The organism is Acidovorax sp. GW821-FHT10E04 (assembly GCF_059415185.1).
Genome location: NZ_JBWKMT010000003.1, coordinates 730,214 through 756,743, shown reverse-complemented (window position 1 = coordinate 756,743; position 26,530 = coordinate 730,214). Strand labels below are relative to the sequence as shown.

19 protein-coding genes and 1 pseudogene are annotated in these 26,530 nt (G+C 62.7%); 8 read left to right on the top strand and 12 right to left on the bottom strand.

Going from position 1 to position 26,530, the window contains the following annotated elements; all coding sequences use genetic code 11:
- Positions 1-205: 205 nt before the first annotated feature.
- The 5 genes from AC07OC_RS12805 to AC07OC_RS12785 are packed head-to-tail and all read right to left on the bottom strand — an operon-like array spanning position 206 to position 6,609.
- On the bottom strand, positions 206-2,269 hold the full coding sequence (locus AC07OC_RS12805) for a GAP1-N1 domain-containing protein (RefSeq protein ID WP_494601332.1): 2,064 nt from the start codon (positions 2,267-2,269) through the stop codon (positions 206-208).
- Positions 2,270-2,297: 28 nt separating this feature from the next.
- Positions 2,298-3,128 (bottom strand): TRAFAC clade GTPase domain-containing protein, encoded by an 831-nt coding sequence (locus AC07OC_RS12800; RefSeq protein WP_494601330.1) that lies wholly within the window; start codon positions 3,126-3,128, stop codon positions 2,298-2,300.
- Positions 3,121-4,155, bottom strand: a complete 1,035-nt coding sequence (locus tag AC07OC_RS12795; RefSeq protein WP_494601328.1) for a TRAFAC clade GTPase domain-containing protein — start codon at positions 4,153-4,155, stop codon at positions 3,121-3,123. Before AC07OC_RS12795 ends, AC07OC_RS12800 begins: the two co-directional genes overlap by 8 nt.
- A 13-nt stretch (positions 4,156-4,168) precedes the next feature.
- A complete protein-coding gene (locus AC07OC_RS12790; RefSeq protein ID WP_494601326.1) occupies positions 4,169-5,239 on the bottom strand; it encodes a GTPase-associated system all-helical protein GASH in 1,071 nt (356 codons plus the stop codon).
- A gap of 14 nt (positions 5,240-5,253) precedes the next feature.
- The gene (locus AC07OC_RS12785; protein WP_494601324.1) at positions 5,254-6,609 is read right to left on the bottom strand and encodes a metallophosphoesterase; all 1,356 of its coding nucleotides are present in this window, start codon (positions 6,607-6,609) and stop codon (positions 5,254-5,256) included.
- Between the two features lie 794 nt (positions 6,610-7,403).
- Here AC07OC_RS12785 and AC07OC_RS12780 point away from each other — a divergent pair.
- The gene (locus AC07OC_RS12780; protein ID WP_494601322.1) at positions 7,404-8,135 is read left to right on the top strand and encodes a hypothetical protein; all 732 of its coding nucleotides are present in this window, start codon (positions 7,404-7,406) and stop codon (positions 8,133-8,135) included.
- 155 nt (positions 8,136-8,290) lie between these two features.
- On the opposite strand, the gene AC07OC_RS12775 is transcribed toward AC07OC_RS12780, so the two are convergent.
- The 4 genes from AC07OC_RS12775 to AC07OC_RS12760 form a co-directional block, all read right to left on the bottom strand.
- Positions 8,291-9,439: a TniQ family protein gene (locus AC07OC_RS12775; protein WP_494601438.1), complete on the bottom strand. Its 1,149-nt coding sequence runs from the start codon at positions 9,437-9,439 to the stop codon at positions 8,291-8,293.
- A 98-nt stretch (positions 9,440-9,537) separates the two neighbouring features.
- Positions 9,538-10,515 carry a TniB family NTP-binding protein gene (locus AC07OC_RS12770; protein ID WP_494601320.1) on the bottom strand — a complete coding sequence of 326 codons (978 nt, stop codon included), beginning with the start codon at positions 10,513-10,515 and terminating at the stop codon, positions 9,538-9,540.
- Positions 10,516-10,535: 20 nt separating this feature from the next.
- Positions 10,536-12,479 carry a transposase gene (locus AC07OC_RS12765; protein WP_494601318.1) on the bottom strand — a complete coding sequence of 648 codons (1,944 nt, stop codon included), beginning with the start codon at positions 12,477-12,479 and terminating at the stop codon, positions 10,536-10,538.
- Entirely contained in the window at positions 12,463-13,359 is an 897-nt protein-coding gene (locus AC07OC_RS12760) for a TnsA endonuclease N-terminal domain-containing protein (RefSeq protein ID WP_494601316.1), read from the bottom strand. Before AC07OC_RS12760 ends, AC07OC_RS12765 begins: the two co-directional genes overlap by 17 nt.
- Before the next feature lie 19 nt (positions 13,360-13,378).
- Here AC07OC_RS12760 and AC07OC_RS12755 point away from each other — a divergent pair.
- Both AC07OC_RS12755 and AC07OC_RS12750 read left to right on the top strand, forming a co-directional pair.
- Positions 13,379-14,695, top strand: a pseudogene (locus AC07OC_RS12755) (YifB family Mg chelatase-like AAA ATPase); the annotation flags it as partial.
- Between the two features lie 155 nt (positions 14,696-14,850).
- A complete protein-coding gene (locus AC07OC_RS12750) occupies positions 14,851-15,351 on the top strand; it encodes a MarR family winged helix-turn-helix transcriptional regulator (RefSeq protein ID WP_218339159.1) in 501 nt (166 codons plus the stop codon).
- A gap of 29 nt (positions 15,352-15,380) precedes the next feature.
- Here the strand turns inward: AC07OC_RS12750 and AC07OC_RS12745 are convergent, their stop codons facing one another.
- The 3 genes from AC07OC_RS12745 to AC07OC_RS12735 all read right to left on the bottom strand — a co-directional run bounded on the left by AC07OC_RS12745 (position 15,381) and on the right by AC07OC_RS12735 (position 19,529).
- Positions 15,381-16,955 carry an acyl CoA:acetate/3-ketoacid CoA transferase gene (locus AC07OC_RS12745; protein WP_218339160.1) on the bottom strand — a complete coding sequence of 525 codons (1,575 nt, stop codon included), beginning with the start codon at positions 16,953-16,955 and terminating at the stop codon, positions 15,381-15,383.
- An 82-nt stretch (positions 16,956-17,037) separates the two neighbouring features.
- Positions 17,038-18,306 carry a thiolase family protein gene (locus AC07OC_RS12740; RefSeq protein ID WP_494601314.1) on the bottom strand — a complete coding sequence of 423 codons (1,269 nt, stop codon included), beginning with the start codon at positions 18,304-18,306 and terminating at the stop codon, positions 17,038-17,040.
- Between the two features lie 2 nt (positions 18,307-18,308).
- A complete protein-coding gene (locus AC07OC_RS12735) occupies positions 18,309-19,529 on the bottom strand; it encodes a thiolase family protein (protein ID WP_494601312.1) in 1,221 nt (406 codons plus the stop codon).
- A gap of 157 nt (positions 19,530-19,686) precedes the next feature.
- On the opposite strand from AC07OC_RS12735, the gene AC07OC_RS12730 reads away from it, so the two are divergent.
- The 5 genes from AC07OC_RS12730 (at position 19,687) to AC07OC_RS12710 (ending at position 26,499) form a co-directional block, all read left to right on the top strand.
- Positions 19,687-20,472 (top strand): crotonase/enoyl-CoA hydratase family protein, encoded by a 786-nt coding sequence (locus tag AC07OC_RS12730; protein WP_218339163.1) that lies wholly within the window; start codon positions 19,687-19,689, stop codon positions 20,470-20,472.
- 69 nt (positions 20,473-20,541) lie between these two features.
- Positions 20,542-22,407 carry a feruloyl-CoA synthase gene (locus AC07OC_RS12725; protein ID WP_218339164.1) on the top strand — a complete coding sequence of 622 codons (1,866 nt, stop codon included), beginning with the start codon at positions 20,542-20,544 and terminating at the stop codon, positions 22,405-22,407.
- A gap of 40 nt (positions 22,408-22,447) precedes the next feature.
- On the top strand, positions 22,448-23,233 hold the full coding sequence (locus AC07OC_RS12720; protein ID WP_218339165.1) for an SDR family NAD(P)-dependent oxidoreductase: 786 nt from the start codon (positions 22,448-22,450) through the stop codon (positions 23,231-23,233).
- Positions 23,234-23,445: 212 nt separating this feature from the next.
- The gene (locus AC07OC_RS12715; protein WP_218296604.1) at positions 23,446-24,435 is read left to right on the top strand and encodes a Bug family tripartite tricarboxylate transporter substrate binding protein; all 990 of its coding nucleotides are present in this window, start codon (positions 23,446-23,448) and stop codon (positions 24,433-24,435) included.
- A 309-nt stretch (positions 24,436-24,744) separates the two neighbouring features.
- Positions 24,745-26,499 (top strand): acyl-CoA dehydrogenase family protein, encoded by a 1,755-nt coding sequence (locus AC07OC_RS12710; protein ID WP_218339166.1) that lies wholly within the window; start codon positions 24,745-24,747, stop codon positions 26,497-26,499.
- Positions 26,500-26,530 lie beyond the last annotated feature (31 nt).

The following is a 26,530-nucleotide window of genomic DNA, read 5'->3' as shown; positions in this document are numbered from 1 at the left end:
GGACAGTCCTACGACCGCTACGCAGCGGTTGCCGTCGATCGCGGACGAGGCTCCGACGGCAGCTATTGGGCCAGAAGCAGACGCGCGTTTTCAGCCGGCTCATTCCACTAACATTCAAACTCAGGCCCCCAATCGAATCGCTGGTACAGCTGAAAGGGGCAGGCCACCACTGCAAGCCACAACAGTGGCCCAGGCTGCGGGCCTGTCAGCGCCAAAATTTAGACCTCTCTTTGACGAACCTTCGAATTAGCTCGCGTGAGCGCGCGAACGCTTGGTCTGGCTCATCCTCCTGCCAAGCCTTCACCGACTTGAGATAACGCGGCCCATTCCAAAGCTGCCACACGGCGTCCATCAAATCGTTGAGGAGTTCTTCAGATGCGACTAGCGAAACGAAGCCTGCAGGATGCACCGGAAGGTCGACGCATTTCTTCGCGACGGCGCGACGCAGACGCAGTCCGTTGTCCCAGGATTCGTTCGAAGGCATCCATGGCAATGCCGACTCCAAGAGATTCCAAGATTCGCTTGGGATAGCCTGACGAACCGCCGCTTGATGGAGGGGTTCGAAGGTCAGTTGCAAAAGGGACGTGACACTCCTCGAGCGCCAACTCATCGAGCGCCGAAATCCATACGCACACAGTTCGATAGGCAGCGGACCTGAGGAACTGCTCAGGTTGTATAGGGCGACGCACCAAGGGTCGTCGCCATAGTCGTTCGGAATGGCGTCTGGGGCCAACGAAGCTGCCAAACGGATCAAGAGCTCAGGAGACTGACGACTGTGTGCGAGGAATTGGGCAATTCCCGAAACGTCATTGCATGCCTGTCGCACCCAGTTCGCAATGCCTTCAACAGCGATATCGCGGCGCAGCAGTTCCTCCAAGCATGACAGCAATGGTTGCGTACCGATGACATGAAGAGCTGAGTTGATGGCCCCAAGGTCATGAAGCCCGGTGACCATCGCGTGCAATGCAGCGGGGCTCTTAACATCCACGCCCAGCGCTGCGACGCTCGAAGGCCAGGACTGCGTCAGCGCCCAGAAGCGCTTATCCTCAGCCAAACTAGGTAGCAGATGTAGCAGAGGCTCTGCCAAATCCGCGAACTTGGGAAGCACCTCAAAGACGGCTTCTTTGTCCAAAGACACCACACCTTCGCGAAGTGCAGCCTGAACCTCCTTGCTGCCTTCGTATGTCGCAACAATGAACGCACGAGGGTCTGTCCGCCATACAACTCGGGACAGCAATGAAGCGTTTTCCTGGCCTTCGCTTTCCCGCAGTAGTTCAAAGTGCACGAGCACGAAGTCGAGCACCTCCTCGGTAAGGCGAACGAACAGCCCTATTGAAAGAGCCGCTAGAACGACTGCGGCTTTAGCGGTCCGAGACTGTGTCAGTTGTGGGTCTTCTCTCACAAGGACCGTCGCAATCGAAACGGCGTGCGGTTCTAACTTAGTATTCTCGGAGTTCAGCAATGCATGAAGCGTGGCCATGGAACGCATCGCTTCCCGGCCACCCAGCATCTCTGTGCCAGCTTGACGAAGAAACTGCTTCAGTGGCCTCGTCCGCGGTTCGTCCAGGTCGTCAATCAGCGCCTCGACCCATGCGGCATTCGATGCGTCGACTGCCTCAATGTCAACTCCTGGTGTGGCAAACCGAAGCCGCACATTGCTCCCGCGAGACGGCGTCAATTGAAGGTCAAACTGCAGTTCGTCGATTGAACGATCTTTAGTCGTCAAGGTGCAGAACTTGAAGTTCCTGCGCAACTTGGGCCACTGTTGGTCCCACAGCCGAAGCACGACCTCGATGTGAGCAGCGTCAGACGAAGGGCGTACCCAGACCTGTTTGTCCGGATGCTCGTATAGGGCCTTCGCCAGGACCGACGCGAACTCACGAGTCGATTTGGTCAGTGGTGGGCGTCGACCTTGGCCTACCTCGACCTCAACTTCGGTAGCGTAGTCAGCCACTGCCTGAGCATCGGGCTGCTTCATCATCTCGACTAGCACCGACGGGGCATCCATTCGGGCGAGGTCGGAAAAGCTGATGAGCACCGAATGTGTCCAGACGCACCCAGGACGCGACATCTCCGGGGCTGCCCAAGTCGAAGCGATCACATAGAGGCCCGACTCGGCGAGCGGATAGCCCGTGAAATAGACGTTCGAAAGCGTCGTTACACCCGGGCCTGAGGCGTCGCTCATCACGAGCATCAGCCTGGCGTCGTTTGGGGACAGGTTGATTGAAGACCCAAGAAGGCGGTGCCCGTCGGCGTACCCGTGCAGCATCTGATGAACTGTTACACGCACCGCAACCTCAGGTAAGCAGCCAGTGCAGCGGCTCGGTCAAGTCGTTGGAAGAATTGCCATCACCGATGACCCTAATGCGGTCCGCCGGAACATCAAGTTCCAACATCCGCTGCGCGCTTGCGTCGTCTCCGTAGTCTGCACCTTGAGCACTGACGCCGAACACCCTGAACGACCAACCCTCGGCAAGGCCATGATGGATGTACTGATGCAGCATGGGGAGGTTCGCCTCAAGAAAGTCCTCGGGAGTAGTCCCCTCTTCTTCCATGGTGTCCCATGCAGAAAGAATCACTGCAACCTGGCGCGGTCCAACCGCCAGTGGCGCTTCGTTCAGGCAGCGAAGCAAGTCAATTAGCTGAACTTGGGTTGGCGATGAACGGGGGGCCCACGGCCTGGGCGCATCGCCCTCAGGGGGCATGCCCGCCTCTTCATCATCTGCGATCCAACCGGGGTGACGGATGGTGTCCGAATGGATGAAGAGGAGAACCCCCTTCGCCTTCACTAAGTCGACAGCGCTTGGGGAAATCTCTCGGTTCTCCCACATTCGCGCAAACGTTTCACCAGCGAGGTCCGGAAACGAGAGCGTGAAGTCTGGTCGCCCTTGTCCACGGAGAGAAATCGAGACAGTTCGCCCGCTTTCCTGCTGGGTGCGCTCTTGCCGCTGTGCCGACGCCCAGCGCGCCGCGATGCTCTTGAGGTACTCGCCATTGCCTGCCAAGAGCTTGACGAGGGTGTACTTGCTCTGAACCTTGAGCGAGGTCAACGAGTACCAGAGCGCGGCTAGGTAGGTCGTCTTGCCGGAAGCCGGCAGCCCAAGAACAACAACTGACTCGTCAACCATTTTGTGCTTTCGGTTGGACTCGCGTTAAGCGGCCGAAAACCCGACCTCCGGCTTGCTTCACCAAAGGAATTCGCTGGGGGATGTCGCGCCCTGGCTGGGTCATCCAGTATCTGAGAACCTCCTCCATGCCTTCTCCGCGCGGCGTCGCGCCACCCTTCGGTGACGCAGCGATCTCGAAGCTCTGAATCTCGAGGAAATCCCCACCGAATTGCTGTTTGGCATCTTTTACGATTGACAGGAAAAAGGTTTCAGCACGAGTACGCGGCGCCTCATCGGCGGCTCGTACTGCGTCGACCTTTGTCAGAACTACCGCGACTCTCTGTGTTCGCAGGGTTGCCCCGCCTTCGAGAAGCGCGCGTAGAGTGACCAGGATGTCGTCTCGCACTTGCTGGCGCTGGCGAAGGTCGAGAAGCCTCTCGCCGTCGACCAGCATCGTCAGCGTGTCTGCACGTCGGATTTCATAGAAGCCGGTCGCCAGCGTCGTGTCGCTCTGAGCGTCGGTGTAGTCCTCGCCAGCGCGATTGGCAAAGAGAATGGCCCGCTTCTCCCGCGACACGTCGTTCGCCAGGTCAAGGTGAAGGAATGTCGCTGCTCCTTTACCTGTGCGCTCCATACCTGCATGCCTGTTCCCGGACTCTCGACGGGAATCGTGGCATGCGCGCTCGAACGCATACAACGTGTTCGAGCCGGCGAAGGCAAACCCTCCGACCTTGTTCCGTTGGAAGAGGTCGTAGAGGCCGGCGATAAGACTTGTCTTGCCGGCATCCTGAGGCCCCACGATACCGATGACGTTAGCCGCCCTTTGTCGCATCAAGACCTGGGCTTCTGCCATCGAAAGTGCCTCTGCCGATGACAACCGGACGCCCGAGGGTTCCGTCGGCGTGGCCGCTGGCTTGGCACGCTGCACTACGACGACGCTCTTGCCGTAGTGCGTGCAACTGGCCGGCTCAGGAATGCCTTCGACGCACTTCCTGTCTATCGCCACTCTGCATTCGGCGTTCTCACATCGAACGCCTTCCTCGTCCACGGCGACTTCCATCTCAGCCGCCCAGCTTAACGAAGAGAAATTCGCGGTATGCAGCCAAAGCTAACTTCAGTGGCTCGAGAGGTGCGTCGCGTGAAATCCCAGTGACTGTCGACCAGGGACCGATCCAATCATCCGTGTCCCCAGCCTCGTGACTTCTGACGATTGCAAACAAAATTGGGTTCACGTAAGATAAGTCGGCACTCACACTCACGGATTCTGCAATGCGCTGCAGCCAGGCCGCAGGCATAGCCTGTACCGCCGCAGGGATCGACATCTGGGGGGCTTCGAGCACGCCAGCGCGTGTCAAAAGGGCCTCTATCGCCGGAGGGCCCGGCAGCACCTTCGTGAGCGATGCGAGCTCGCAGCTCATCACGAGCGGCCGCTGATCCACAGGCACCTGAGCGAAGTCGGCCCCTGCGTCAAAGCTATGCCCGCCCAAGAGCCACCACAGCATGTCTAATTCCTCATCCTGGACGGTAACGTAGACCTGGGTGGCCGCTTCAAACGCACGCTGTCGCGTAGCCATCTTTTCGAGCGCCTTATTGGCGATGGCGAACATGCTCTCGAACGCGGCAGACCAGTTACCTTCAGCCACGGCATTCGCCGTCGCTGCGTCGACAGGTTCAGTAGCAGGAGTTGCAAGTCGTCCTTGCTCTAGGGAAGGCCGTCGCCGCTCGGTGTCGGCCAGTCGACGAAGTACGTTTTCGCTCAGGCCCAAAAGGTCCATAGGTCGGCCCAGCGGCCGCAGGCCAGCACATGACAAACACGCGACGGTAAGAGCAGGAAGCGCGGACAGCTTGGCGGCCTCCGGATTCATGGCCACTGCCAATACAGATGCTGCGAGAAGAGCGAGTTCGTCATCGCCAGGTGCGGGGCCGCCACCAGCGAACGTGTCGCGCAAGGCTGCGACCTCTTTGCTACCGAGACTCACCTTCTGACGGAAAGCCAGCCGCGCCATCAAGGCCAACGAGTCCTTTGCCGGTGCCTTGGCAGCACCTAGAACGGCTGCCCATCGCCGCTGAAGTCCTTCGGCGTCCGGCTGAAATGACATGCCGGTGTACCAGCTAGCGAAATCCTGCTGCATAACTCCCCCTTTGATCAGCTTTTCTTCTCGTACTGTTCGACTTTTCGCGCCAACTCAACGAGTAGGCCTTGGTCCTTGGCGGCCTTCAATGCCTTCGAGTATCTCTCGTGGGGTGGCGCCTTGATGTCGGCGTCGTCAATGAGCTTCAGACTCAGCGCAATCTCCCGCATTTGGCTGCCTGAGAGCTGCCAATATCGGTAGGCGAGGTCCTGGGTAGACGGTTCAGGCATAGTGACCTCCTGAGGCTCCTCTGGCCGTTGGCGCGCAGCTTCAACGCCGACCTCTTGGACAGCCTGATGGACTGCTTTTGCCATTTTCGTCTCTCGCTGACCTGCAGGGAGCGGGTCTTGCGCCAATGTCTTCTCGAAGACAAATAGCTCCGATTTTGGCAATTCCAACTTGTGATACCAGACGAGCTGACCGGGCTTCGGCTCAAGAGGTACGTAAAACTCGGTCGGCGGCGGCTGAAGCCGCCGAAGCCGCCCGTGAATCTCGATTGCTCGGTCGCCTCCGGCTCCGACGACATTAACGTCGATTAAGTTGTAGCCCGGATTCCAGCCTGGCTTGTCACGCTCGGGATTCACGGCGCCAGCTGAGAAACGGATGTAGCTGGGCAGCCGGTCGCACCGCTGATCATGCTCATGCCCAAAGAACTGGAGCATCACTCGAGCGTTGATGATGTTATTGGCCTCGCTAGAGTCAGTGAACCAGCTCGGTGGATGGTGGCACAACACTAGGTTGACGACGTCGTCCTCGGGATTCACCGAGGTCTGGGAGCTGCCGAGAAAAAGCCGAGCAGGCGCCTTGTCACGGTCTCCAGCCCCGGATATGAAGATCGAGGTTAGACCGAACAAACGGAGCGTGACATCGTCTGCCAAGTGCAGCTCGTGAATCCAGAACGGGCGTTCCGGGTACACAGCGCAATCGAATTGGGCAGCGAAGTCGTTGTACGCCTGGACAGGTGAGAAGAGCAGTCGAGCTGCATCGACGTTCTTGAGTTGATGGCGAAACACTTCGTCTCGCTCGTGGACCGTCTTCCCGACAGCGATTGCTTGCTGCATCGCGGAGACAGCGGGGCCCTCTGCAATCTTCCGGTCAACATCATGGTTGCCGGGCACCGTGAAGATGCCTTCCGCCGTGCATCCGCATATACGAGCCACCTTGAGCAGCCATTCCTTGGCGGCCTTGTACTCGTCGGGATGTCCAGCGTACGCAATGTCACCTCCAACCAGGATTGCATCGACGCGGATTTGATCCGCTTTGCACAAATCGCGAAGGTCGGTCTCAAGTCGCGTTCGGTACGCCACTTCCGGATGCCTGTGTGGCTCTAGGCAATCGGGTTGTTTGAAGTGGATGTCAGACAGGTGCAAGAGGCGCATCCTCTCATATTACACATCGTTGACTGCACCAGTGGGCGGGCCTGTCGCTTGCATCGGTGATTCGCGGCGTGTTCAGTGAACGCCTTCGAGCCGAAACCCGAGGCCCAGTCGGAATTCCGGTTGCTGGGCAGAATTGGGCAACAACAAGTGCGGCACCGACCGCCATAGGTGGCGTATAACGTGCGGGACCTCGGCTGTGTGTCACCTATGCACGGCCTCCGGTCGCCATGATCAGGGGCGCCTGTTGTCAGTTAGCGTGAGTTCGCTTCGTGGCAGCGACCGACGGCAACCGCTGCGATGTTGCCAGCCTAAAGAGCGCTGCGAGCGGCTGCTTTGGGCGCAGAGACGTCGTCTGGTTGTCTCCGCTGAACGTCGGCAAGCAGCCTGAATCAGCCCACCGCCCCCTCCACCTGCTTCGATACATGAACCACCTCAAATGAGGCCCATTCATTTCTCAATGTGGAATTTCTCCGGCGGACCTTATTCACCTCCGACGCACTTTATTTGTTGGAGTCATCGGTCAGCCCTATGCGCAAAGCATAGTTAATGTGTGAAACGAATGCGCTAACGGACCAAATCCAGCAACCGTGTGGCGCGCAACACAGGAGGGGCGACAGGTTTCATGACTAAATTCGGCCCTGTGTTTTCATGCAGCACACACACTATGAAGCTAGGCAACAAGCCCCTCTGCGCATTTCTTTTGTGCCAAGTTAGAACGCATGCGCCAGATATGGCCTCCGGCTTACTGCGGTCAATATTACGTTAGGCTCTTTTCGGGATACATCGTGAACGAAACTATCAAAGCAATTATTTTATCGGCGCCACTAAGCGCAGCAATTATTACCGTACTAGCTTGGTTAGTCAGGAACTGGATTTTTGAGCGCTTAAGTAACTCAATCAAGCATGAGTACAGTAAGGATCTAGAAGAGTACAAAGCTAAGCTTAAGGCCCATTTTGACTCTGAACTGGAGATACGGAAGGCAACCCTTAAAGCGCAATCCGACGCCGAGCTAGAGATTCACAAAGCTAACTCTCAAAGGCTTGTTCATATCGATCGCTCGCACTTTGACATGGAGGTTTCTAGCTTTAAACAGCTCTGGGAAAAAGTCTCCACAGCGGTTGATTTGTCTGCCAAGTTAATACGCCTCTATTCTTACCAAGAGGTTGCAACTGAGAAAGGAGAAAAGCGCAAGTACGCGATCAGCGCGGATGAAGCATTCTTCGAAGCCAACCGTATTGTTCAACACCTACGCCCCTTCATACCCCTCAAAATCCATCAAGACGCAAAGGCACTAGCAGCACAATGCAAGGCGGAAATCAATCAGTTCTTCCATGCAATAAAAATGGAAGAGCGTTCAGAGAAGAGCTATGACCCCGCCAAAGCAAACAAGGCCGCCGAAGAAGCACTAGAGGAAATTATCAAGCGGTGGGAAGATCTCGCCGACTCTATCCAAATGCGAATACAAGCCATCCCAGGGGAGCAAGTCAAGGCCCCAATCTCCAGTGGTGCTTTGTAGCGATGTGCAAGTTAAGTACTATGTCTATGCGCCACAAATTCCGGTTGCTGATTTGCCGCTACGTCCATACGCACCGCCAATGGTCTACATCATGAAACTGCCGGCCCTTTCTCGCAATACGGTGCACAGGAGATGTTGACGGCGACACCTGTCACTTACCTCTGCCGTACTCCTATGTCACGCATTCGAGTGCTGATTCTTGTGTTGCACCTAGTAGCCATCCCAAGTAAGTGACATACATCGCGCACTTTGACGAAAGCTCGACCCTCAATGCCTACGAGGTAGCGAATTGCCTCATCAATCTCACCGTCGCTGGGTACGTAAGGCGTCCTGTCCAGATGCTTCCGAATGAGGACCCAGTACCAAAATGGGACAGGCGACTTGCGGCCGCTCGAGTACCGTAACAACGTCTTACCGGACAGACCCTGCAACGCAAGCCCGCGAATAAATTCTTCGACCCCTCGCCTCAATAAACTGCCGAATCCGGCAAGCAATACTGCTCGCTGCCCAACGGACCTCCGCTCGAAGCCACCATAGCGCTCGACGGTTAAATTGACGAATAGCGGTGCCGCAGCCCCTAGTTCACTCCAGACGGCGCCTGCAGCCCGCGGATCGTCCAACAAAGACCAGAGCATTGCAGCTGCTGCGAAAAAAGGAAGGCAATGCACCAGTTGCTCCTCCACCATCACTGCCGCATCCTGAAGAGTAGCAAGCATCCGCTCTTGCGTAACGATCAGATCAACCGAGGCTTGGCTCTGGATTGAGAGCTTTCGACGGTCTGCACCACACTGATGACACCAAACAATGCTGGAGCTGCTTACGTCGCGGAGCACTCCTGTCCGCCAGCGATGTACTGCCACCGGTGCTTGGCAACAATCACATCGATCTTGCAGCAAGCACGCATGATCTGGACAGGCAACAACAAACGCAAGCCGCCAGTTCAGCCTCAGGTAGGGTACTTCGTCCGTTGCTAAGCAGCGCGCACAGTACTGGACGCCATACCCCGTACGGTACGTCCCGTTCTTTATAACGGGCAAAATCCACCTCGTAGCGCCTTGCCGAGGCATCTCACCCCAGAGTCGGCCCTCAAAGACGCGTAAGGTGCCTTGCAGCAAGATGTCAGGCGCTTGACCTGTCGCGCGCGACAATGCTTGAATCAATGCGTCCCAGGCACCGCGATCAATATCCTCTGCGAAAACCTGTCGACCACGGCCCATTAGCCAAGCACCGAGTTGCTGCGTGGACATTCCATGCGCATCGGCAGTACGAACGAACCAGGAGCTGAGGGATTCGCCCCGAAGCATTCTGCGCACCACAGGCAAGTTGCGCGATCGAACGACTGCAGCGTAAGCATCCAGGGGCCAAAGCTCTTGCTGTTCGTCCACGGCGAGCAAATTGTTAGCTAGCTAGGACGTTGGTGTCTGAGGCTAGGAATGACCCATCTGATTGCCTTCAAGCGTTCAGGCGTGAGGTCCACCTCAGAAATACGTTCTGTTCCTGTACGGATCGCATGCTTGGCCAACAACCTTAGCAAGTCGTGTATGTGGCCCAATATTCCGCCCGTGTTTGCAATCACCAATCTTGCAATCGCTTCTGTGCCCAGGTTTGATGGCTTTTGAAGCCCAAGCTTTCTCTCAAAGGTCGCGAGCAGGCTCAATGTGGAAGATTCGTTTGCCTTCCATCGCGGCAAGTGCTCTGCTGGGAACCGGTTCGCAATCTCGCTGTTCGCGGAGAGGATATTCAACCCCTCTTCAACCGATGCCAGGACCATTGGGATCCTCAGCTCATTGCTCAAATACTTAAGGCCGTTGAGCGCCTTTTGCTGACGATTAACGCTGCCAGCTTGGAAGAAGCCAAATTCGTCAATCGCTAACAACTTTACGCCCAGCCCCGCAAAAACAGCCTGGACTCTGGAGATTTTGTGCTCCGTTGGCTCACGCGGTGAACCTTGCAGCAGAAGGACGCGCAGAATCGCGTCCAACAAGCGGTCTTCATCAGGAACTGGCGGCGCCTGAACAAAAAAGACTGGGATCTTAAGTTCTGGCCGATCCACCCCCTTCTGAAAATCGGGGGGCAGCAGGTTGTGCCTGCGCTGAACGTTTCGAAGAATGCTGGTTTTTCCGCTGTACGAAGGAGCAATCACGGTGCAACTGGTGATGCGATCCGAGTACGGAGTCTCCATCACTTCCTCAATACGGGTTCGCACTTCCACAGCGCGCTCGTAGCCAATCCAGAAGGGTTGCTGGAGCCTTTTGATACGAGCCTCCGCGTCCAACATCTCCGGCTCGACCGCCACAGGGGCTGCCGGACGCTGCGGATCAACACGCCGTCCGAACGCCTGACCGAAGAGCTCTTTAGGCTCGGAATTTTCACTGCTCATGAACGCCCCGGCGACACGACCTAATAGTCTTCAATCTCATCATAGGGCTTGACTGGTCCAGGCGATGGCGCTTTGGCAACGTCTCCTACACTGCTGCGCGAACTGGGTGTCCCATCCTCGGGCCGGACCGATGACTCCACATGCTCATGAGCAAGCCTCCCGGCGGCCCCATGACCAAACTCCGGCTGTGGGGAATCACGGCGGCGCGCCGCGTCGCGCTGGCTTCGGGAGTACCGTCCTTTTTTAACGGCTGCAGTCAATGCAGCCTCACTGTCTCGCAGGGCAACCATTTCATTCCTGGCAGCCATGATGACGTCTTCATTCACCTCTTTTTTACCTTGATCCTTGAGGTACTTCCGAACACGCTCTAGCTCCCAAATACTCATGTGAGGATTGGAGAGAGTTCTGTAGGGGATAGGACTGTAGAGATTGGTTTCAGGATCCTTGAAATAGATCACAGCAATATCACGAGGGTCACGCTTGAAAACAAAAAGCCTTGCCTTACGTGGACTAAGGGGATCACGGGCTCCTACCCAGCGCCGCAACACATCGGCTGAGTAATGAATCTCGTCAACCTGAACACCATGCTGCTGGATCGTTCTTTCAAACTGAGGCAGAAAATCCAGATAGAGGCGACGCTCGTCAGGCTCAATCCGGAGCGAACCTGTTGGCAGGCCGTCTTCTCCGGCGATGCCTCGTTTGAAAACGACTATAGGAGGTAGATCATTCAAGCCAGAGTGCGGGCGATGATGGTACTGACCAAGAATGAGGTGCGCGAGCCAACGTTCAAACTTGGCTAGCGTGAAAACCGCCTTACCTTCTGAGTCGTAGTCCTCTTTGTCCACAACATTCGAAAATGTTGTGCCGGGCAGCGCGTGGATATCGGACATCAGCGTCCCCATGTAGCGCTCAATGTAGGCCCCGTGCTGTGGCTTCTTCTTCTTTCGGAATCGAAGGTCGATGTGGTGAAGGTCACACACCGCTTGGAGGGACTTGCCGCGAAATTCTTTTGCATTGTCCGCATGGACAATTCTTGGTACACCCTGGCAGGGATAGTCGTAGTCGACGCCCAACTTAGCCATCCACTCTTGCTTGTTGCGTATGGCGTGGGTCAAACACAGGCCGGTCCCAAGCATGCCTGGCGGGTCGAAGCTGATGTAATAGCCAAGGCACATCCGACTGAAGACGTCGATCGCGACAGTGATCCAAGGACGACCGATCGGCATACGATGCTCACCATCGACGAGCTGTATGTCCACATATGTATGGTCAATCTGTACAAGAGCGTACGGGAAGTTCCCCCCCTCAAGGCTCCCCTTGTTCAAGCGCAGCTTATGGGCTTTACGATTCTCTCCGCGAGCTTTAGCAGCGTCCCTTTGATCGCAAATCGCCAAACGCGCCTTGAACGTGTCCATAGATGGCGCCCTAAGCTTCCTAAGCTTGCAACGACGCTCTAGCTCACCATAACTTTGCGTCACTGAGGGACGCTCATGGGTACGATGGAAATCACGAATGACCTGTCGGATCAATGCCTCGATTCTGGTCCCCAGCCGCGTCTTTCCAGCGTCGTTGCGAGGTTTGCGGTACAGATCCATGACGCGTCGCGAGACCGAGAAACTCTCGATCCATCGGTAGAGCGTTGAAGGATGGACTTCGCATTCCGAGGCCACCTGTCTAACGACAGCCTCGCCCCCTCCCAGCGCAAACACCCTGTCGACAGCATTAGCCTTCTCCCGCGCCGCGTCCCACCCCTCATCGGTGACTTTCTCAGGGGGAACGTCCTTCGAGTCATCGTCTTTCGGCTGGACGGCGCGGAGGTCGGAAAGGTGTACCGACTTACGCTTGAAGGTAGTCCGATGCTCGACCAACACCATTTCGGCAGAACGAAACTTGACAACGACATACACATCGCCGTCTTCCAAGGCGACTATGGCGCCGGTGTGGACCTCAACGACGCCAGTCATTTTCCGGTTGCCGCCAGTCGGCCCTGTAGTCAGCGGTACCGAAGTTGAGCATATTTGCCCCCGCGTCACCTACCCGCCAAGAAATCGTGTCTAACGTGAGAGGCACCAGCAAGTCACACTGGAAAACGTAGTCCGCGTACAGATTCCACATCCACGGAATGATGTCCTCCCGAGCTGCTACGTCGGACACCCTCGCTAGCAACTCTCTCGGGGTGAAATCGTCGTTAGACCGTTTAACGGACCACACCAACCGTTCAACGATCTCCTCCTCCTTCTTAGTCCGAAGCATGAAGCGCGGGCCGCGATAGCCCAGCAGGAAAACAACGTTCTCGAGGAAACGAGGATGGATTCGGTCCTCAGTGAGAACTCTGAAGCGGAAGCCTGACTCAGCCAGGAAAGACCGAGCGGCCCTCAGCTTGGGTTTCAGTTCAGGCCACTCCTCGTCCAACTCCTCCCGAGTCTTGATTTCGAAGGCGGTCGGCGCGTACTTTGGACGACGTTCTGAAAACAGTTGACTCGATATGGCAAAGCAATCAGGGGTGTAGTGAGTCACCTTGCCGTTCGATCGCTTGAATGGAACCTTAAAAGGCTGGACTACGAAGGTATCCACCGTGTAATCCCACTCCATCAACTGATAGAACTTCCTTTCGACGTCAGATTCATGGGGCACGTGGCCTCCTGCCTTGAAGCAGTGCACATGCCCCTTGGCACCCCGATTGGAATTCGATGGCTGACGCACCATCGGGAAGATCGTTGACCCGATCTTGTTCCTGGGGGCAGCAGTAACTTCGGCGGACGCGAGTGCCTGCACAAGGCGGAGTCGCCTCTGCCTGAGTTCTTCGATGGCGGCTTCGCGAATATTCATCTGGTAAGTTCGCAAATATACTCCTTGTTGTCACAAGGATTCCGGCCGGTTCGACCTGCCGATCGCGCTGGGCATCCTGGCGGCCAGCGGGCAGTTGGACGGCGCCCGCCTGCCGGGGCACGAATTCGCGGGCGAGCTGTCGCTGTCGGGCGAACTGCGGCCGGTGCGCGGCGCGCTGGCCACGAGCCTCGCGCTGCAGACGCAGCAGATCAGCGCCGTGCTGGTGCTGCCGCCCGGCAGCGCCGAAGAGGCCGCCCTCGTGCCCGCCGCGCAGGTGGTGCGCGCCCGGCACCTGCTGGACGTGGTGCGCGCCTTCCTGCCACCGAGCAGCGCCGCGGCGGGCGATGCCTCCGTGGACAACGATGGCTGGACCCGCCTGCAAGCCACGCCGATGGCGGCCGCAGCCGCCTCCCTGGACATGGCCGACGTGAAAGGCCAGGCCACGGCCAAGCGCGCGCTGGAGATCGCGGCCGCCGGAGCCCACAGTGTCCTGATGGCCGGCCCGCCGGGCTCGGGCAAGTCCATGCTGGCCCTGCGCTTTGCCGGGCTGCTGCCGGCCATGACGGTGGACGAGGCGCTGGAGAGCGCAGCGATCGCCAGCCTGGCCGGGCGGTTCCGCCCCGAACTGTGGGGGCAACGGCCCACGGGCACGCCCCACCATACGGCCAGCGCGGTGGCCCTTGTCGGAGGTGGATCGCCGCCCCGGCCGGGCGAAATCTCGCTGGCCCACCACGGCGTCCTCTTCCTCGACGAGCTGCCGGAATTTCCCCGTGCCGCCCTCGAGGCGCTGCGCGAGCCGCTGGAGACGGGCCACATCACCATCTCGCGGGCCGCGCAGCGCGCGGACTTCCCCGCGCGCTTTCAGATGATCGCTGCGATGAACCCCTGCCCGTGCGGCTTTCTCGGGTCCACGCAACGCGCGTGCCGCTGCACGCCCGACCAGATCAACCGCTACCAGGGCAAGCTCAGCGGCCCGCTGCTGGACCGCATCGACCTGCATGTGGAGGTGCCCGCCCTCCCCGCCGAGCAACTGGTGCAGGCCCCCGCGGGCGAGCCCACCGCCGCCATCCGCGGGCGGGTGGAACATGCCCGCGCCCTGGCGCTGGCGCGGCAGGGCAAGGCCAACCAGGCGTTGCAGGGCCAGGAGATCGACACGCACCTGCGGCTGGACGATGCGGCCGCCAGGTTCCTGAACACCGCCGCCGCGCGGCTGGGATGGTCGGCCCGCAGCACGCACCGTGCGCTGAAGGTGGCGCGCACCATCGCCGACCTGGCGGGCTCGCCCACCACCGAGGTCATCCATGTGGCCGAGGCCGTGCAATACCGCCGCGTGCTGCGCAGCCCTGCTTGAGGCGGGTGGAGCCGCGTTTTTCGATTTCGCGATATAGCTATATTTTTAATAGCAAAAGATGTATATAAAATAAGCGGCAGCGGCGAAAGGGAGTCAGAAAGTGGTCTTGCCCGATGCGTCGCCAAACCCGACCTTGCTCCGGCACCCATCGCCCCATGTCCAGCGCCCGCCCCTTCAGAAACCCACCGCCCCCCGCCACCGCGCTCTCCACGCCGGAGGCCGTGGACACCAGCTTCCTGCGCACGCTGGTGGGCTACAACGCGCGCCGTGCGTCGCTGGCGGTCATCGAGGTGTTCATGGAGCGCATGGCGGTGTACCGCCTGAAGGTGGTGGAGTTTTCCGTGCTGTCGCTGGTGGCCCACAACCCGGGCATCACCTCGCGCCAGCTGTGCGCCACGCTCAATGTACTGCCGCCCAACCTGGTGGGACTGATCGCCGCGCTGGAGCGGCGCGGGCTGATCGAGCGCCGCCCGCACCCCAGCGACGGGCGCGCCATGGGCGTACACCTCACGCCCGCGGGGGTGGAGCTGACCGCGCAGGCCGAGGAGACCGCCGCCCAGCTGGAAGTGGACGCCACGGCGGGCCTGACCGCCGCCGAGCGCAAGACGCTGATCCGGTTGCTGCAGAAGGTCTATTCGCCGGACCCCGCCTCCTGAGAGCCCGCGCAGGGTTGCTCCGTTCCGTATCAGGCAGCGGACCTGGCCTTGGCGGCCATTGCCTGCGCCAGCCCGCCCCACTGGGCACGGAACAGGCCCGGGTCCATCATCTTCACATCGCGCATCAGGGGCTTGAACCCCATGTGCGCCAGCACGTCGCGTTCCAGGTCGATGCCGGGCGCGATCTCGGTCAGCTCCAGGCCTTCGGTGGTCAGACGGAACACGGCGCGCTCGGTGACGAACAGCACGTTCTGCTCGCGCTGCGCGGCGTCCAGCCCGTTGAAGGTGATCTGCTCGACCTTCTCGATGAACTTGCGCGAGCGGCCTTCCTTGATGATGGTGAGCTGGCCGTCGGCCACCTGCACCTCCAGCCCGCCCGCGGTGAAGGTGCCGCAGAACACCAGGTGCTTGGTGGACCGCGTGATATTCACGAAGCCGCCGCAGCCCACGGGCCGGCCGTTGAACTTGCTCACGTTCACGTTGCCGTGGTTGTCGGCCTGCGCCAGGCCCAGGAAGCTCGCGTCCAGACCGCCGCCATCATAGAAGTCGAACTGCAGCGACTGCTCGATGATCGCGTCGGCGTTGTAGGCGGTGCCGAAGTCACCCAGCTGCGCCGGGATGCCGCCGGTGATGCCGCTTTCCACGCTCAGCGTGAACTGGTCGGACACGCCCTCTTCCGCCGCCACCGACGGCACGCCGGCCGGGATGCCGATACCCAGGTTGGTGATGGCGCCGGGCGTGAGCTCCAGCGCCGTGCGGCGCGCGATGACCTTGCGCTCGTCCAGCGGCATGGGCGCCAGCGAATTGAGCGGCACACGCACATCGCCGCACAATGCGGGGTTGAACTGCGTGGTGATGGTCTGCATGTGGTTCTCGGGCTGGCTGACCACCACGTAGTCCACCGACACGCCCGGCACCTTGACCGACTTGGGATGCAGGCTGCCCGCCTTGACGATGCGCTCCACCTGCGCGATCACGATGCCGCCGCAGGCCTTGGCCGCGTGGGCGATGTTGATCTGCTCGAGCAGCACGCCTTCCTTGTCCAGCGTGATGTTGCCGTTCTCATCCGCCAGCGTGCCGCGGATGATGGCCACATCAACCTTGGGCGCGGGGTAGAACAGCCATTCCTCGCCGTTGAATTCGACGAGCTTGACCAGGTCTTCGGTGGACTTGCTGTTGAGCTTGCCGCCTTCGATGCGGGGGTCCACGAACGTGCCCAGGCCCACCTTGGTCAGCAGCCCGGGGCTGCGGCTGGCAATGTGGCGCGTGAGGTGCGACAGGCTGCCCTGCGGGAAGTTGTACGCCTCCACTTCGCCGTCAAACACCATTTTCATCATCTCGGCGCCGGTCTGGCCGAAGTGGCCCGCCACGGTGCGCTTGATCATGCCCGGGTGGGCAAAGTGCACCATGCCCGCGTCCTTGCTGTTGCCGATGGCGCCGCAGGCCCAGGTGGTCACGTTCTTCGGGTGTCCGGTGTCGAGGAAATTCTTTTCCACGCCCTTGAGCACTTCCTCGGGCAGGCTGGAGACGGCCAGGCCGCCCAGGAAGATGGTGGCGTTGTCGGGGATCAGGGCCCCGGCCTGGGCTGCGGTGATGATTTTCATGGTGACCTTCAATTGAACACTATTACTTCGATAGCTACTTGCGCATATCCCATAAGCGCTTGAGCCCTGCTTCTCTTAAATTTCAAGCATCCGGGTTCTCGATGAGCAAGGCAATGCCCTGCCCGCCGCCCACGCAGGCACTCGAGATGCCGTAGCGCAGGCCGCGCCGGCGCAGCTCGCGCGCCAGCGTCACCGTCAGGCGCACGCCCGTGGCGGCCAAGGGGTGGCCCAGCGCAATTGCGCCGCCGTTCACGTTGAGCTTGTCGCGGTCCAGGCCCAGTTCGCGCTCCACGGCGATGGTCTGCGCGCCCTGTGCTTCGTTGATTTCAAACAGGCCGATGTCCTCCAGCGTGAGCCCCGTGCGCGCCAGCAGCGCGCGGATGGCGGGTGCCGGCCCGATGCCCATGAATTCGGGCGCCACACCCACGGCAGCCGCGCCGCGCAGGCGCGCCAGGGGCTTGAGGCCGCGCCGCTGCACATAGGCATCGCTGGCCACCACGGCGCCCACGGCCGCATCCACCAGGGCGGAGCTGTTGCCCGCTGTCTGCACGCCGCCGGGGTACACCGTGCGCAGCCCCGCCAGGGCCTCGATGGGCGAGGGGCGCGGGTGCGTGTCGCGGTCGAGCTGCGCCACCTTGCGCGGCAGCGTGATGCCGCGCGTGGCGTAGCCTGCCAGCTCGAACTTTTCGCTCGTCACCGGCACGATCTCGCCGGCCAGAAAGCCGTCGGCCTGGGCTTGCAGCGCCCGCTCGAACGAGCGTGCCGCGTATGCGTCCACGTCTTCGCGGGTGATGCCGTACTTCTTGGCCAGGTTCTCGGCGGTCTCGATCATCGTCACCGGGCCAGCGGTGTCGATCAGCGCCTCCATCAGGAAGTCCTTGAACTCCACCGGCGCACCGAGCTTGAAGCCCGTGCGGTGCGTGTACGCGGCGATCGGGTTCCGCGTCATGGACTCGGTGCCCACCACCAGCGCCACGTCGGCATAGCCCAGCGCGATCTGGTCCGCGGCCTGGCGGAACAGCTCGAAGCCCGTGCCGCAGATGCGCTGCACCAGGATGGCCGGCACGCTCTGCGGAACGCCCGCATACAGGCCGATGTGGCGCGGCAGCACGAAGGCGTCGAAGTCGGCCTGCGCCATCGAGCCGGTGATGACCGAGTTCACGTCGGCAGCGGGCACGCCGCTTTTGTCGAGCACGGCGCGGGCGACCTTGATGCCCATGTCGGTGGGCGACACATGGCCGAGCGGGCCGCAGTAGTCGACCATGGGCGTGCGCACGCCGTCGACCAGCCAGGCGTTCAGCGGGGCGGAAAAGGAATGTTCGTTGCTGGTTGTCGTCGCAGTGGTCGTCATGGTCAGGCCTTGGGGGTGGTGCTGGTTCTGCTGTCGGTCACGCGCAGCACGGTGGCGTAGCCGGTGTCGCCCGCGGCGCAGCCGGTGAACAGGCCCACGCCGCCGCCGCGCAGCACCAGCTCTTCGATGAGTTCGATGATGGCGCGCAGGCCGGTGGGCGCCTGTGGGTGGCCCCAGATGATGGAGCTGCCGTAGTTGTTCATGCGCTCCCACGCAAAGCCGGTGTCGCGCGCCAGCGCGATGTCGTTCACCGCAAACGGGTTGTGCGTCTTGATCGCGTGCACGTCGGCAATCGACAGGCCCGCTTGCTTCAAGGCGTTGAACGCCGCCGGCGACGGCGCCATGGGCATGAAGCCGGCCTCCACCCGCGACATGCCGAAGCCCAGGATCTCGACCTCGATGCCGGGGTCGGTAGCCACGGCGCGGGCGCGGTCACGCGTGGTGACGATGGCGCCCGCGTTGCCGTCGGCGGGGTGCGTCTGGCCGCCGAAGGTCACGGTGCCGCCTTCTTTGACCGGCTTGAGCCTGGCCAGGCCTTCGGCGGTGGTGGGGAAGATGCCTTCGTCGGCGCTGAGCGTGCCGGTCTGCTTGCGGAACTTCGAGTCGGTGACCGGCACATCGGCCATGTAGCGCTTTTGGAAGGCGCGGTCGTCGGCCAGCGCGTCCTGGTACTGGTGGTAGCGGTGCAGCTTGAGTGCGTGCTGCTCTTCGGTGGTGATGCCGTAGCGCGCCGCCACGTTCTCGCCGGTCTGCAGCATGGGGTTCTTGGCGTAGGGGTCGTGGCCCATGTTGTCGGGCACCCAGTGCTCGGTGATGCCATAGCCGCCGGTGCCGCTCGAATCGGGGTAGTACACCACCGGGCCGTTGGATTGGCGGTCGGCCATCACCAGCAGCGCACTGGTGGCCGTGCCGCAGGCCACCTCTTGCGCGGCCATCTGCAGCGCGCGCACACTGGTGGCGCAGGCCTGCTGCACCGTGGGCCCCGCCACGCGGTCGATACCCATCATGCCAGTGACCCAGGGCAGCCCGTAGAAACTGCCCTTTTGCGGGTTGGTGATGCCGAGGATCGCCAGGTCCACCGCCGCCAGGTCGTACCCGCGCGCGGCCAGCGCCTGCTTGCCCACCGTGGCCGCCAGCGGCAGCGCGTTGAGGTTGGCCAGCGAGCCCTGCCACTTGGCGAACGGGGACGACCAGTAAATGCCGTAGGGGATGAAGGCGTTCATGACGGTTCCTTGCTGTGAATCGGTGCCATTTTAGTTATTTATCATAATCATATGAGCACCCAGAAAAGCTAGGGAAAGCACCTAGCAAAGACCGTCTCCATGGCCTTGTTTTAGTTATTTTTGATAACCATAATTTCTCCAACTCACCTCGATGACCATGACCAAGCACTCCGACATCTCCCTCGAAATCCGCGGCGAACGCGAGGACATCGCGGTCATCCGCCTCGCCCGCCCCGCCAAGCGCAATGCCCTGAACGACGGCCTGATCCTGGCGCTGCGGGACGTGATGGACAACCTGCCCGCCACCGTGGGCGCGGCCGTGATCGATGGCGAAGGCGAGCACTTCTGCTCGGGCCTGGACCTGTCCGAATTGAAGGAGCGCGATGCGGGCCAGGGCCTGCACCACTCGCGCATGTGGCATGCGGCGCTGGACCGCGTGCAGTTCGGCCCCGTGCCCGTGGTGGCCGCGCTGCACGGCGCGGTGGTGGGCGGGGGCCTGGAGCTGGCCAGCGCCTGCCACATCCGCGTGGCCGACGAGTCCACCTTCTACGCGCTGCCCGAGGGCTCGCGCGGCATCTTCGTGGGCGGCGGCGGCGCGGTGCGCATCCCGCGCCTGATCGGCACGGCGCGCATGACCGACATGATGATGACCGGCCGCGTCTACAACGCGGTGGACGGCGAGCGCGTGGGCTTTGCGCAATACCTCGTGCCCACCGGCACGGCGTTCGACAAGGCCTTCGAGCTGGCCCAGCGCATCGCGCAGAACGCGCCGCTGACCAACTACGCGCTGATGCACGCGCTGCCGCGCATCGCCGAGCAGCCGTCGGACCAGGGCCTGATGACCGAAGCCATGATGGCCGCCATCGCCCAGAGCGCCCCCGAGGCCAAGGCGCGCGTGCGCGCCTTCCTCGACGGCAAGGCCGCCAAGGTCCAGAAGGGCTGACCGCAGCGCCCCGGACAGGACAGATAGCACAGACAGCACGCGCCCGCGCAAGCCCACCGACACGCACCCATGACGAGCAACCCATCCCCCCGCTACCGTCCGCTGCGCTTTGGCGTGACCGAGGTCAGCACGCGCCAGGCAGACAACGGCGTGGTCTACGTGCGGGCCACGCAAGACCTGCAGGCCTACCCGCTGCGCCTGACCGACCGGCTCGCGCACTGGGCCCAGACCGTGCCCGACCGCACCTGGATGGCCCAGCGCGTGAAGAACGCCGACGGCAGCCTGGGCGAGTGGCGCCACGTCACCTACGGCCAGGCCTGGCAGGCCGCGCGCAGCATTGCCCAGGCCTTGCTCGACATGCACCTGAGCGCCGAGCGCCCCGTGGCCATCCTGAGCGAGAACGACCTGGACCACGCGCTGCTGTCGCTGGGCTGCCTGGTGGCCGGCGTGCCGCAGTGCACCGTCTCCACCGCGTACTCCACCATCAGCCAGGACTTCGACAAGCTGCGCCATGTGCTGGACACGCTGACCCCCGGCCTGGTGTTCGCCAGCGACGCCGCGCGCTTTGCGCGCGCCATCGAGGCCACCGTGGCCGCCGACGTCAAGGTGGTGCTGGGCACCGGCAGCATCCCGGGCCGCAGCACCGTGGCCTTCAGCGACCTGCTGGCCACCCCTGCCACGCCCGCCGTGGATGCTGCGCACGGCGCCATCACGGCCGACAGCATCGCCAAGTTCATGTTCACCTCGGGCTCCACCAAGCTGCCCAAGGCCGTGATCGTGACGCACGGCATGTGGGCCGCCAACCTGCAGCAGATGAACCAGTCCATGCCCGTGCTGGCCGAGGAGCCCCTGGTGCTGGTGGACTGGCTGCCGTGGAACCACACCTTCGGCGGCAACCACAACTTCGGCATCGTCATCTACAACGGCGGCACGCTGTACCTGGACGAAGGCAAGCCCACGCCCAAGGGCATGGCCGAGACCATCCGCAACCTGCGCGAGATCGCACCCACGGTGTACTTCAACGTGCCCACGGGTTTCGAGGTGATCGCGCAGACCATGAAGACCGACGCGCAGCTGCGCAAGAACCTGCTCAGCCGCGTGAAGATGTTCTTCTTTGCCGCCGCCGCGCTCTCGCAGCCCATCTGGGACTCGCTGTTCGACAGCGCCGAGCGCGAGGTGGGCGAGCGCATCGTGATGAACACGGGCCTGGGCATGACCGAGGGCTGCCCGTTCTGCGTGGCCGTGAACAGCCCCGACGTGCAGGCCGGCGACATCGGCGTGCCCACGCCGGGGCTCGAACTCAAGCTCGTGCCGGTGGACGGCAAGGTCGAGGTGCGCTACCGCGGCCCCAACATCACGCCCGGCTACTGGCGCAATGCCGAAGCCACGCGCGACGCCTTCGATGAAGAGGGGTTCTACTGCTCGGGCGACGCCGTGAAGTGGATCGACGAGAACGACCCGAACAAGGGCCTGAAGTTCGACGGCCGCATTGCCGAGGACTTCAAGCTCAGTACCGGCACCTTCGTGAGCGTGGGCCCCATGCGCGCGAAGATCATCGCGGCCTGCGCGCCCTACGTGCAGGACGCGGTCATCACCGGCATCAACCTGAAAGAGATCGGCGCGCTGCTGGTGCCCACGGCCACCATCCGCACGCTCAGCGGCCTGCCCGAGAGCGCGAGCCTGCACGAGGTGCTGCACAGCGCCCCAGTGCAGCAGCACTTCCAGCAGGTGCTGGACAAGCTCGCGGCCGAGTCCACCGGCAGCGCCACCCGCGTGGCCCGCGCGCACCTGATGGCCGAGCCGCCCTCGCTCGACAAGGGCGAGATCACCGACAAGGGCTCCATCAACCAGCGCGCCGTGCTGCAACACCGCGCGGACGTGGTGGACGCGCTGCACGGCGGCACGCTGCCCGGCACGCTGGTGCCGCGCCGCTGAACACCAAAGACACAACCCATTTTCATCAAGGACACACAGCATGGACATCCAAGGACAAGCCGCCGTCGTGACCGGCGGCGCATCGGGCCTCGGTGAAGCCACCGCCCGCGAACTCGCCCGCCTGGGCGCCAAGGTCGCCGTGCTCGACCGCAACGCCGAGCTGGCCGAGAAGGTCGCGGCCGACATTGGCAAGGAATTTGGCAACGGCTGCGCCGTGGCCTGCGCCTGCGACATCACCGACCCCGCCAGCGTCACCGCCGCGCTGGAGAAGGCGGCTGCGGCCCACGGCCCCGCGCGCATCCTGATGAACGTGGCCGGCATCGGCAGCGCCAAGCGCATCGTGCAGCGCGACGGCAGCGCCGCGCCGCTGGAGGACTTCACGCGGGTGGTCACCATCAACCTGATCGGCAGCTACAACGTGAGCCGCCTGTTCGCCGCCGCCTGCGCCAAACTCGACGCCCTGCCCAATGGCGAGCGCGGCGTGATGATGTTCACCGCCTCGGCCGCCGCGTTCGACGGCCAGGTGGGCCAGCAGGCCTACAGCGCCTCCAAGGGCGGCCTGGTGGGCATGACGCTGCCCATGGCGCGCGACCTGGCGCAGCACGGCATCCGGGTGTGCACCGTGGCGCCCGGCCTGTTCGCCACGCCGCTGATGAAGGAACTGCCCGAGGCCGTGCAGCAATCGCTGGCCGCGAGCATCCCCTTCCCCCCGCGCCTGGGCAAGCCCGAAGAGTTTGCCGAGCTGGCCTGCCACATCGTCACCAATGGGCACCTCAACGGCGAGGTGATTCGCCTCGATGGCGCCCTGCGCATGGCGCCACGGTAATGCACCCCTCGAGTCGCTTCGCGCCTTCCCCCTCTCCTGCGGGAGGGGGGCGCCACCGGTGGCCTGGCAAAGCCAGTTCCACGGTGGCGCTGGCTTGGGCAGCGCCAGTTTCTTGCGCCCCGGGACGCACCGCACAGCTGATAACGAGAGGGTGTGCGAACACCCCAGTTGATTTTTGAGATGTCCGTCAGATACACACCAGGAGACAAACCATGACCACCACACGCCGTCAATTCGTTCAGGCCCTTGGCGCCAGCGCCGCATTGGGCGCCCTGCACCCCTTCGCCGCCCATGCGCAGGTGGATCAGGTCAAGGTGTATTTTGGCTTTCCGGCCGGCAGCTCGGGCGACACCGTGGCGCGGCGCGTGGCCGAGAAGTGGGGTGGCTCGGCCTTCAGCAAGAACGCCGGTGTGGTGGAGAACAAGCCCGGTGCGGGCGGGCGCATTGCGCTGGAGACCCTGAAGTCGGCCCCGGCCGACGGCTCGGTACTGGCGGTGGCGCAGGTGTCGGCCCTGGCCAACTACCCGCACATCTACAGCAAGATGAACTACACCGACAAGGACTTCGCGCCCGTGTCGATCGCGGCCATCATGCACCACGGCCTGGCCGTGGGCCCCATGGTGCCCGCCAGCGTCAAGACAGTGAAGGACTTCCTGGCCTGGGCCAAGGCCAACCCCAAGGACGCGAGCTACGGCTCGCCCGGCGCGGGCTCCACGCCCCACTTCCTGGGCGCGCTGCTGGGCATCAACAGCGGCGTGGACCTGCGCCACGTGCCCTACCGTGGCTCCATCCCCGGCGTGACGGACGTGGTGGGCGGCCAGGTGGCGGCCATGGTCACGCCGCACGGCGACTTCATCGCCAACTACAAGGCGGGCAAGCTGCGCATCCTGGCCACCTCGGGCCCCAAGCGCTCGCAGTACGTTCCTGATGTGCCCACGTTTGCCGAGCAGGGCTTCCCCGAGCTGACGACCGAGGAATGGTTTGGCTTCTACGCCCCCGCCGCCACGCCCAAGCCCGTGATTGCCGCCGCCAACGCCGCCATCAACGCAGCCCTGAAGGAAAAGTCGGTCATCGACAGCCTGGCCATCGTGGGCCTGATGCCCCACGGCTCCACGCCCGAGGAGCAGGCGCGCTGGCAGAAGGCCGAGTACGACACCTGGGGTCCGCTGATCAAGAAGATCGGCTTCACCGCGGATTCCTGAGCTCCCCCTGAGCGGCTTCGCCGCTTCCCCCTGAGGGGGACGCCACCCGTGGCCTGGCAAAGCCAGCTCCACGGTGGCGCTGGCCGGGGCCGCGCCGGTATCACGGGCAGTGCGCAACGCGGCGCGAGGGCGCGCAGCCATTCCCACCCGTTCAGGCTGAGCCTGTCGAAGCCTGGGCATGCCACCCGCGCAGTCCGTTCGACCGGATCAGGATGAACGGACTGCCGCTGGCCGACCAGGATTTCAAGCAAAAACAGCCGCTACCGCGCGTCCATCAAGCGCCAATAGCTATCATAACAAGAGCAAACCATGCAAGCACGCCAGGCCCTTGCCGACATCCAGCATCTGCTGACCCATGTGCTGCAGGCGCCCAGCCGCTGGCAGGCGCTGCCCCCGTTTGCGGACACCGATGGCGAGCTGGCCGCGCAGGTGCTCGACGAAGCCGCCAAGTTTGTGGACAGCGCCATCGCCCCGCTGCAGCGCGGCGGCGACGAAGAAGGCTGCCGCTTCGACGCAGGCCAGGTGCGCACGCCCGCAGGCTTCCGCGACGCCTACCAGGCCTTCTGGCAGGCGGGCTGGCCGTCGCTGTCATGCGCGCCCGAGGACGGCGGCCAGGGCCTGCCTGCGGTGCTCGAATGTGTGCTGTTCGAATGGCTGGCCGGCGCCAACCACGGCTGGACCATGGCGCCCGGCCTGCTGCACGGCGCGTACGAATGCATCAAGCACCACGCCAGCGACGAACTCAAGGCGCAATACCTAGAGAAAGTCGCCACCGGCGAATGGCTGGCCACCATGTGCCTGACCGAAGCCCACGCGGGCAGCGACCTGGGCCTGGTGCGCACACGTGGGGTGCCGCAGCCCGATGGCAGCGCGCGGGTGAACGGCAGCAAGATCTTTATCTCCGGCGGCGAGCACGACCTGACCGACAACATCGTGCACCTGGTGCTGGCGCGCCTGCCCGATGCGCCTGCGGGGCCCAAGGGCCTGTCGCTGTTCCTGGTGCCCAAGATTCTTCAAGATGGAAGCTGCAATGCCGTGGTGTGCGAGCGCATCGAAGAAAAGATGGGCCTGCACGGCAGCCCCACCTGCGTGATGCGCTTTGACGACGCCACCGGCTGGCTGGTGGGCGAGCCGAACAAGGGCCTCAACGCCATGTTCGTGATGATGAACGCGGCGCGCCTGCACGTGGGCCTGCAGGGCATCGGCCTCCTGGAAGCCGCATGGCAAAAGGCCAGCGCCTACGCGGCCGAGCGCCGCCAGATGCGCGCCCCCGGCGCCAGGGACACCAGCCTCATTCAAGACCACCCCGCCATCCGCCGCATCCTGCACACGCAGCGCGCCTGGATCGACGGCGGGCGCGTGCTGGCCTACCACACGGCCCTGCAGCTCGACGTGGCCAAGCACAGCACCGACGCTGCCGCGCGCGCCGCCGCCCAGCGCTGGTGCGCGCTGGTCACGCCCGTGCTCAAGGCCGCGCTCACCGACCAGGGCTTTCACGGGGCCAGCGCCTGCCTGCAGGTGTTTGGCGGCCACGGCTATGTGCGTGAATGGGGCATCGAGCAGATCGTGCGCGACGCGCGCGTGGCCATGATCTACGAGGGCACCAACGAGATCCAGGCCATCGACCTGCTGGTGCGCAAGGTGCTGGCCGATGGCGGCCAGGGCCTGGGCGCCCTGCTGGGCAGCCTGCCCGGCGCAGCCCCCAGCGCCGCCGCCAGCGCGCGCCGCCATGCGCTGGTCGAGATCACGCAGGCCCTGGCGGCGGCCGCCCAGTCCGACCCCGAGCTGCCCTACTGGGTGGCCGACGACTACCTGCGCGCCGTGGCGCTGGTGCTGCTGGAATGGGCCTGGGGCCAGATCGGCGCCGCCAGCCCCCGCGAACGCGGGAGCGAACCCACCAGCGCCACGGACCGCTGGACCGCCCCCGCCCAGGCCTTTGCCCTGTGGGTGCTGCCCGAATTCGACCTGCGCACCGGCATCCTGCGCCAGCGCATCGCGCACGCCTTGGAATCCAGGGCCCAGGAGGCCACAGGCGCTGAATCCATATGCGCCAGCAGCTCCTGATTCAGTAGCAATCCGCTTTCTGCCGATCTCC

Coding starts and splice junctions, on each gene's coding strand:
- AC07OC_RS12740 (WP_494601314.1), bottom strand. CDS start 18,306: ATGACGACCACTGCGACGACAACCAGCAACGAACATTCCTTTTCCGCC.
- AC07OC_RS12775 (WP_494601438.1), bottom strand. CDS start 9,439: ATGCTTCGGGGCGAATCCCTCAGCTCCTGGTTCGTTCGTACTGCCGAT.
- AC07OC_RS12735 (WP_494601312.1), bottom strand. CDS start 19,529: ATGAACGCCTTCATCCCCTACGGCATTTACTGGTCGTCCCCGTTCGCC.
- AC07OC_RS12770 (WP_494601320.1), bottom strand. CDS start 10,515: ATGAGCAGTGAAAATTCCGAGCCTAAAGAGCTCTTCGGTCAGGCGTTC.
- AC07OC_RS12715 (WP_218296604.1), top strand. CDS start 23,446: ATGACCACCACACGCCGTCAATTCGTTCAGGCCCTTGGCGCCAGCGCC.
- AC07OC_RS12710 (WP_218339166.1), top strand. CDS start 24,745: ATGCAAGCACGCCAGGCCCTTGCCGACATCCAGCATCTGCTGACCCAT.
- AC07OC_RS12805 (WP_494601332.1), bottom strand. CDS start 2,269: ATGCTGCACGGGTACGCCGACGGGCACCGCCTTCTTGGGTCTTCAATC.
- AC07OC_RS12745 (WP_218339160.1), bottom strand. CDS start 16,955: ATGAAAATCATCACCGCAGCCCAGGCCGGGGCCCTGATCCCCGACAAC.
- AC07OC_RS12750 (WP_218339159.1), top strand. CDS start 14,851: ATGTCCAGCGCCCGCCCCTTCAGAAACCCACCGCCCCCCGCCACCGCG.
- AC07OC_RS12725 (WP_218339164.1), top strand. CDS start 20,542: ATGACGAGCAACCCATCCCCCCGCTACCGTCCGCTGCGCTTTGGCGTG.
- AC07OC_RS12800 (WP_494601330.1), bottom strand. CDS start 3,128: ATGGTTGACGAGTCAGTTGTTGTTCTTGGGCTGCCGGCTTCCGGCAAG.
- AC07OC_RS12730 (WP_218339163.1), top strand. CDS start 19,687: ATGACCAAGCACTCCGACATCTCCCTCGAAATCCGCGGCGAACGCGAG.
- AC07OC_RS12720 (WP_218339165.1), top strand. CDS start 22,448: ATGGACATCCAAGGACAAGCCGCCGTCGTGACCGGCGGCGCATCGGGC.
- AC07OC_RS12765 (WP_494601318.1), bottom strand. CDS start 12,479: ATGACTGGCGTCGTTGAGGTCCACACCGGCGCCATAGTCGCCTTGGAA.
- AC07OC_RS12790 (WP_494601326.1), bottom strand. CDS start 5,239: ATGCAGCAGGATTTCGCTAGCTGGTACACCGGCATGTCATTTCAGCCG.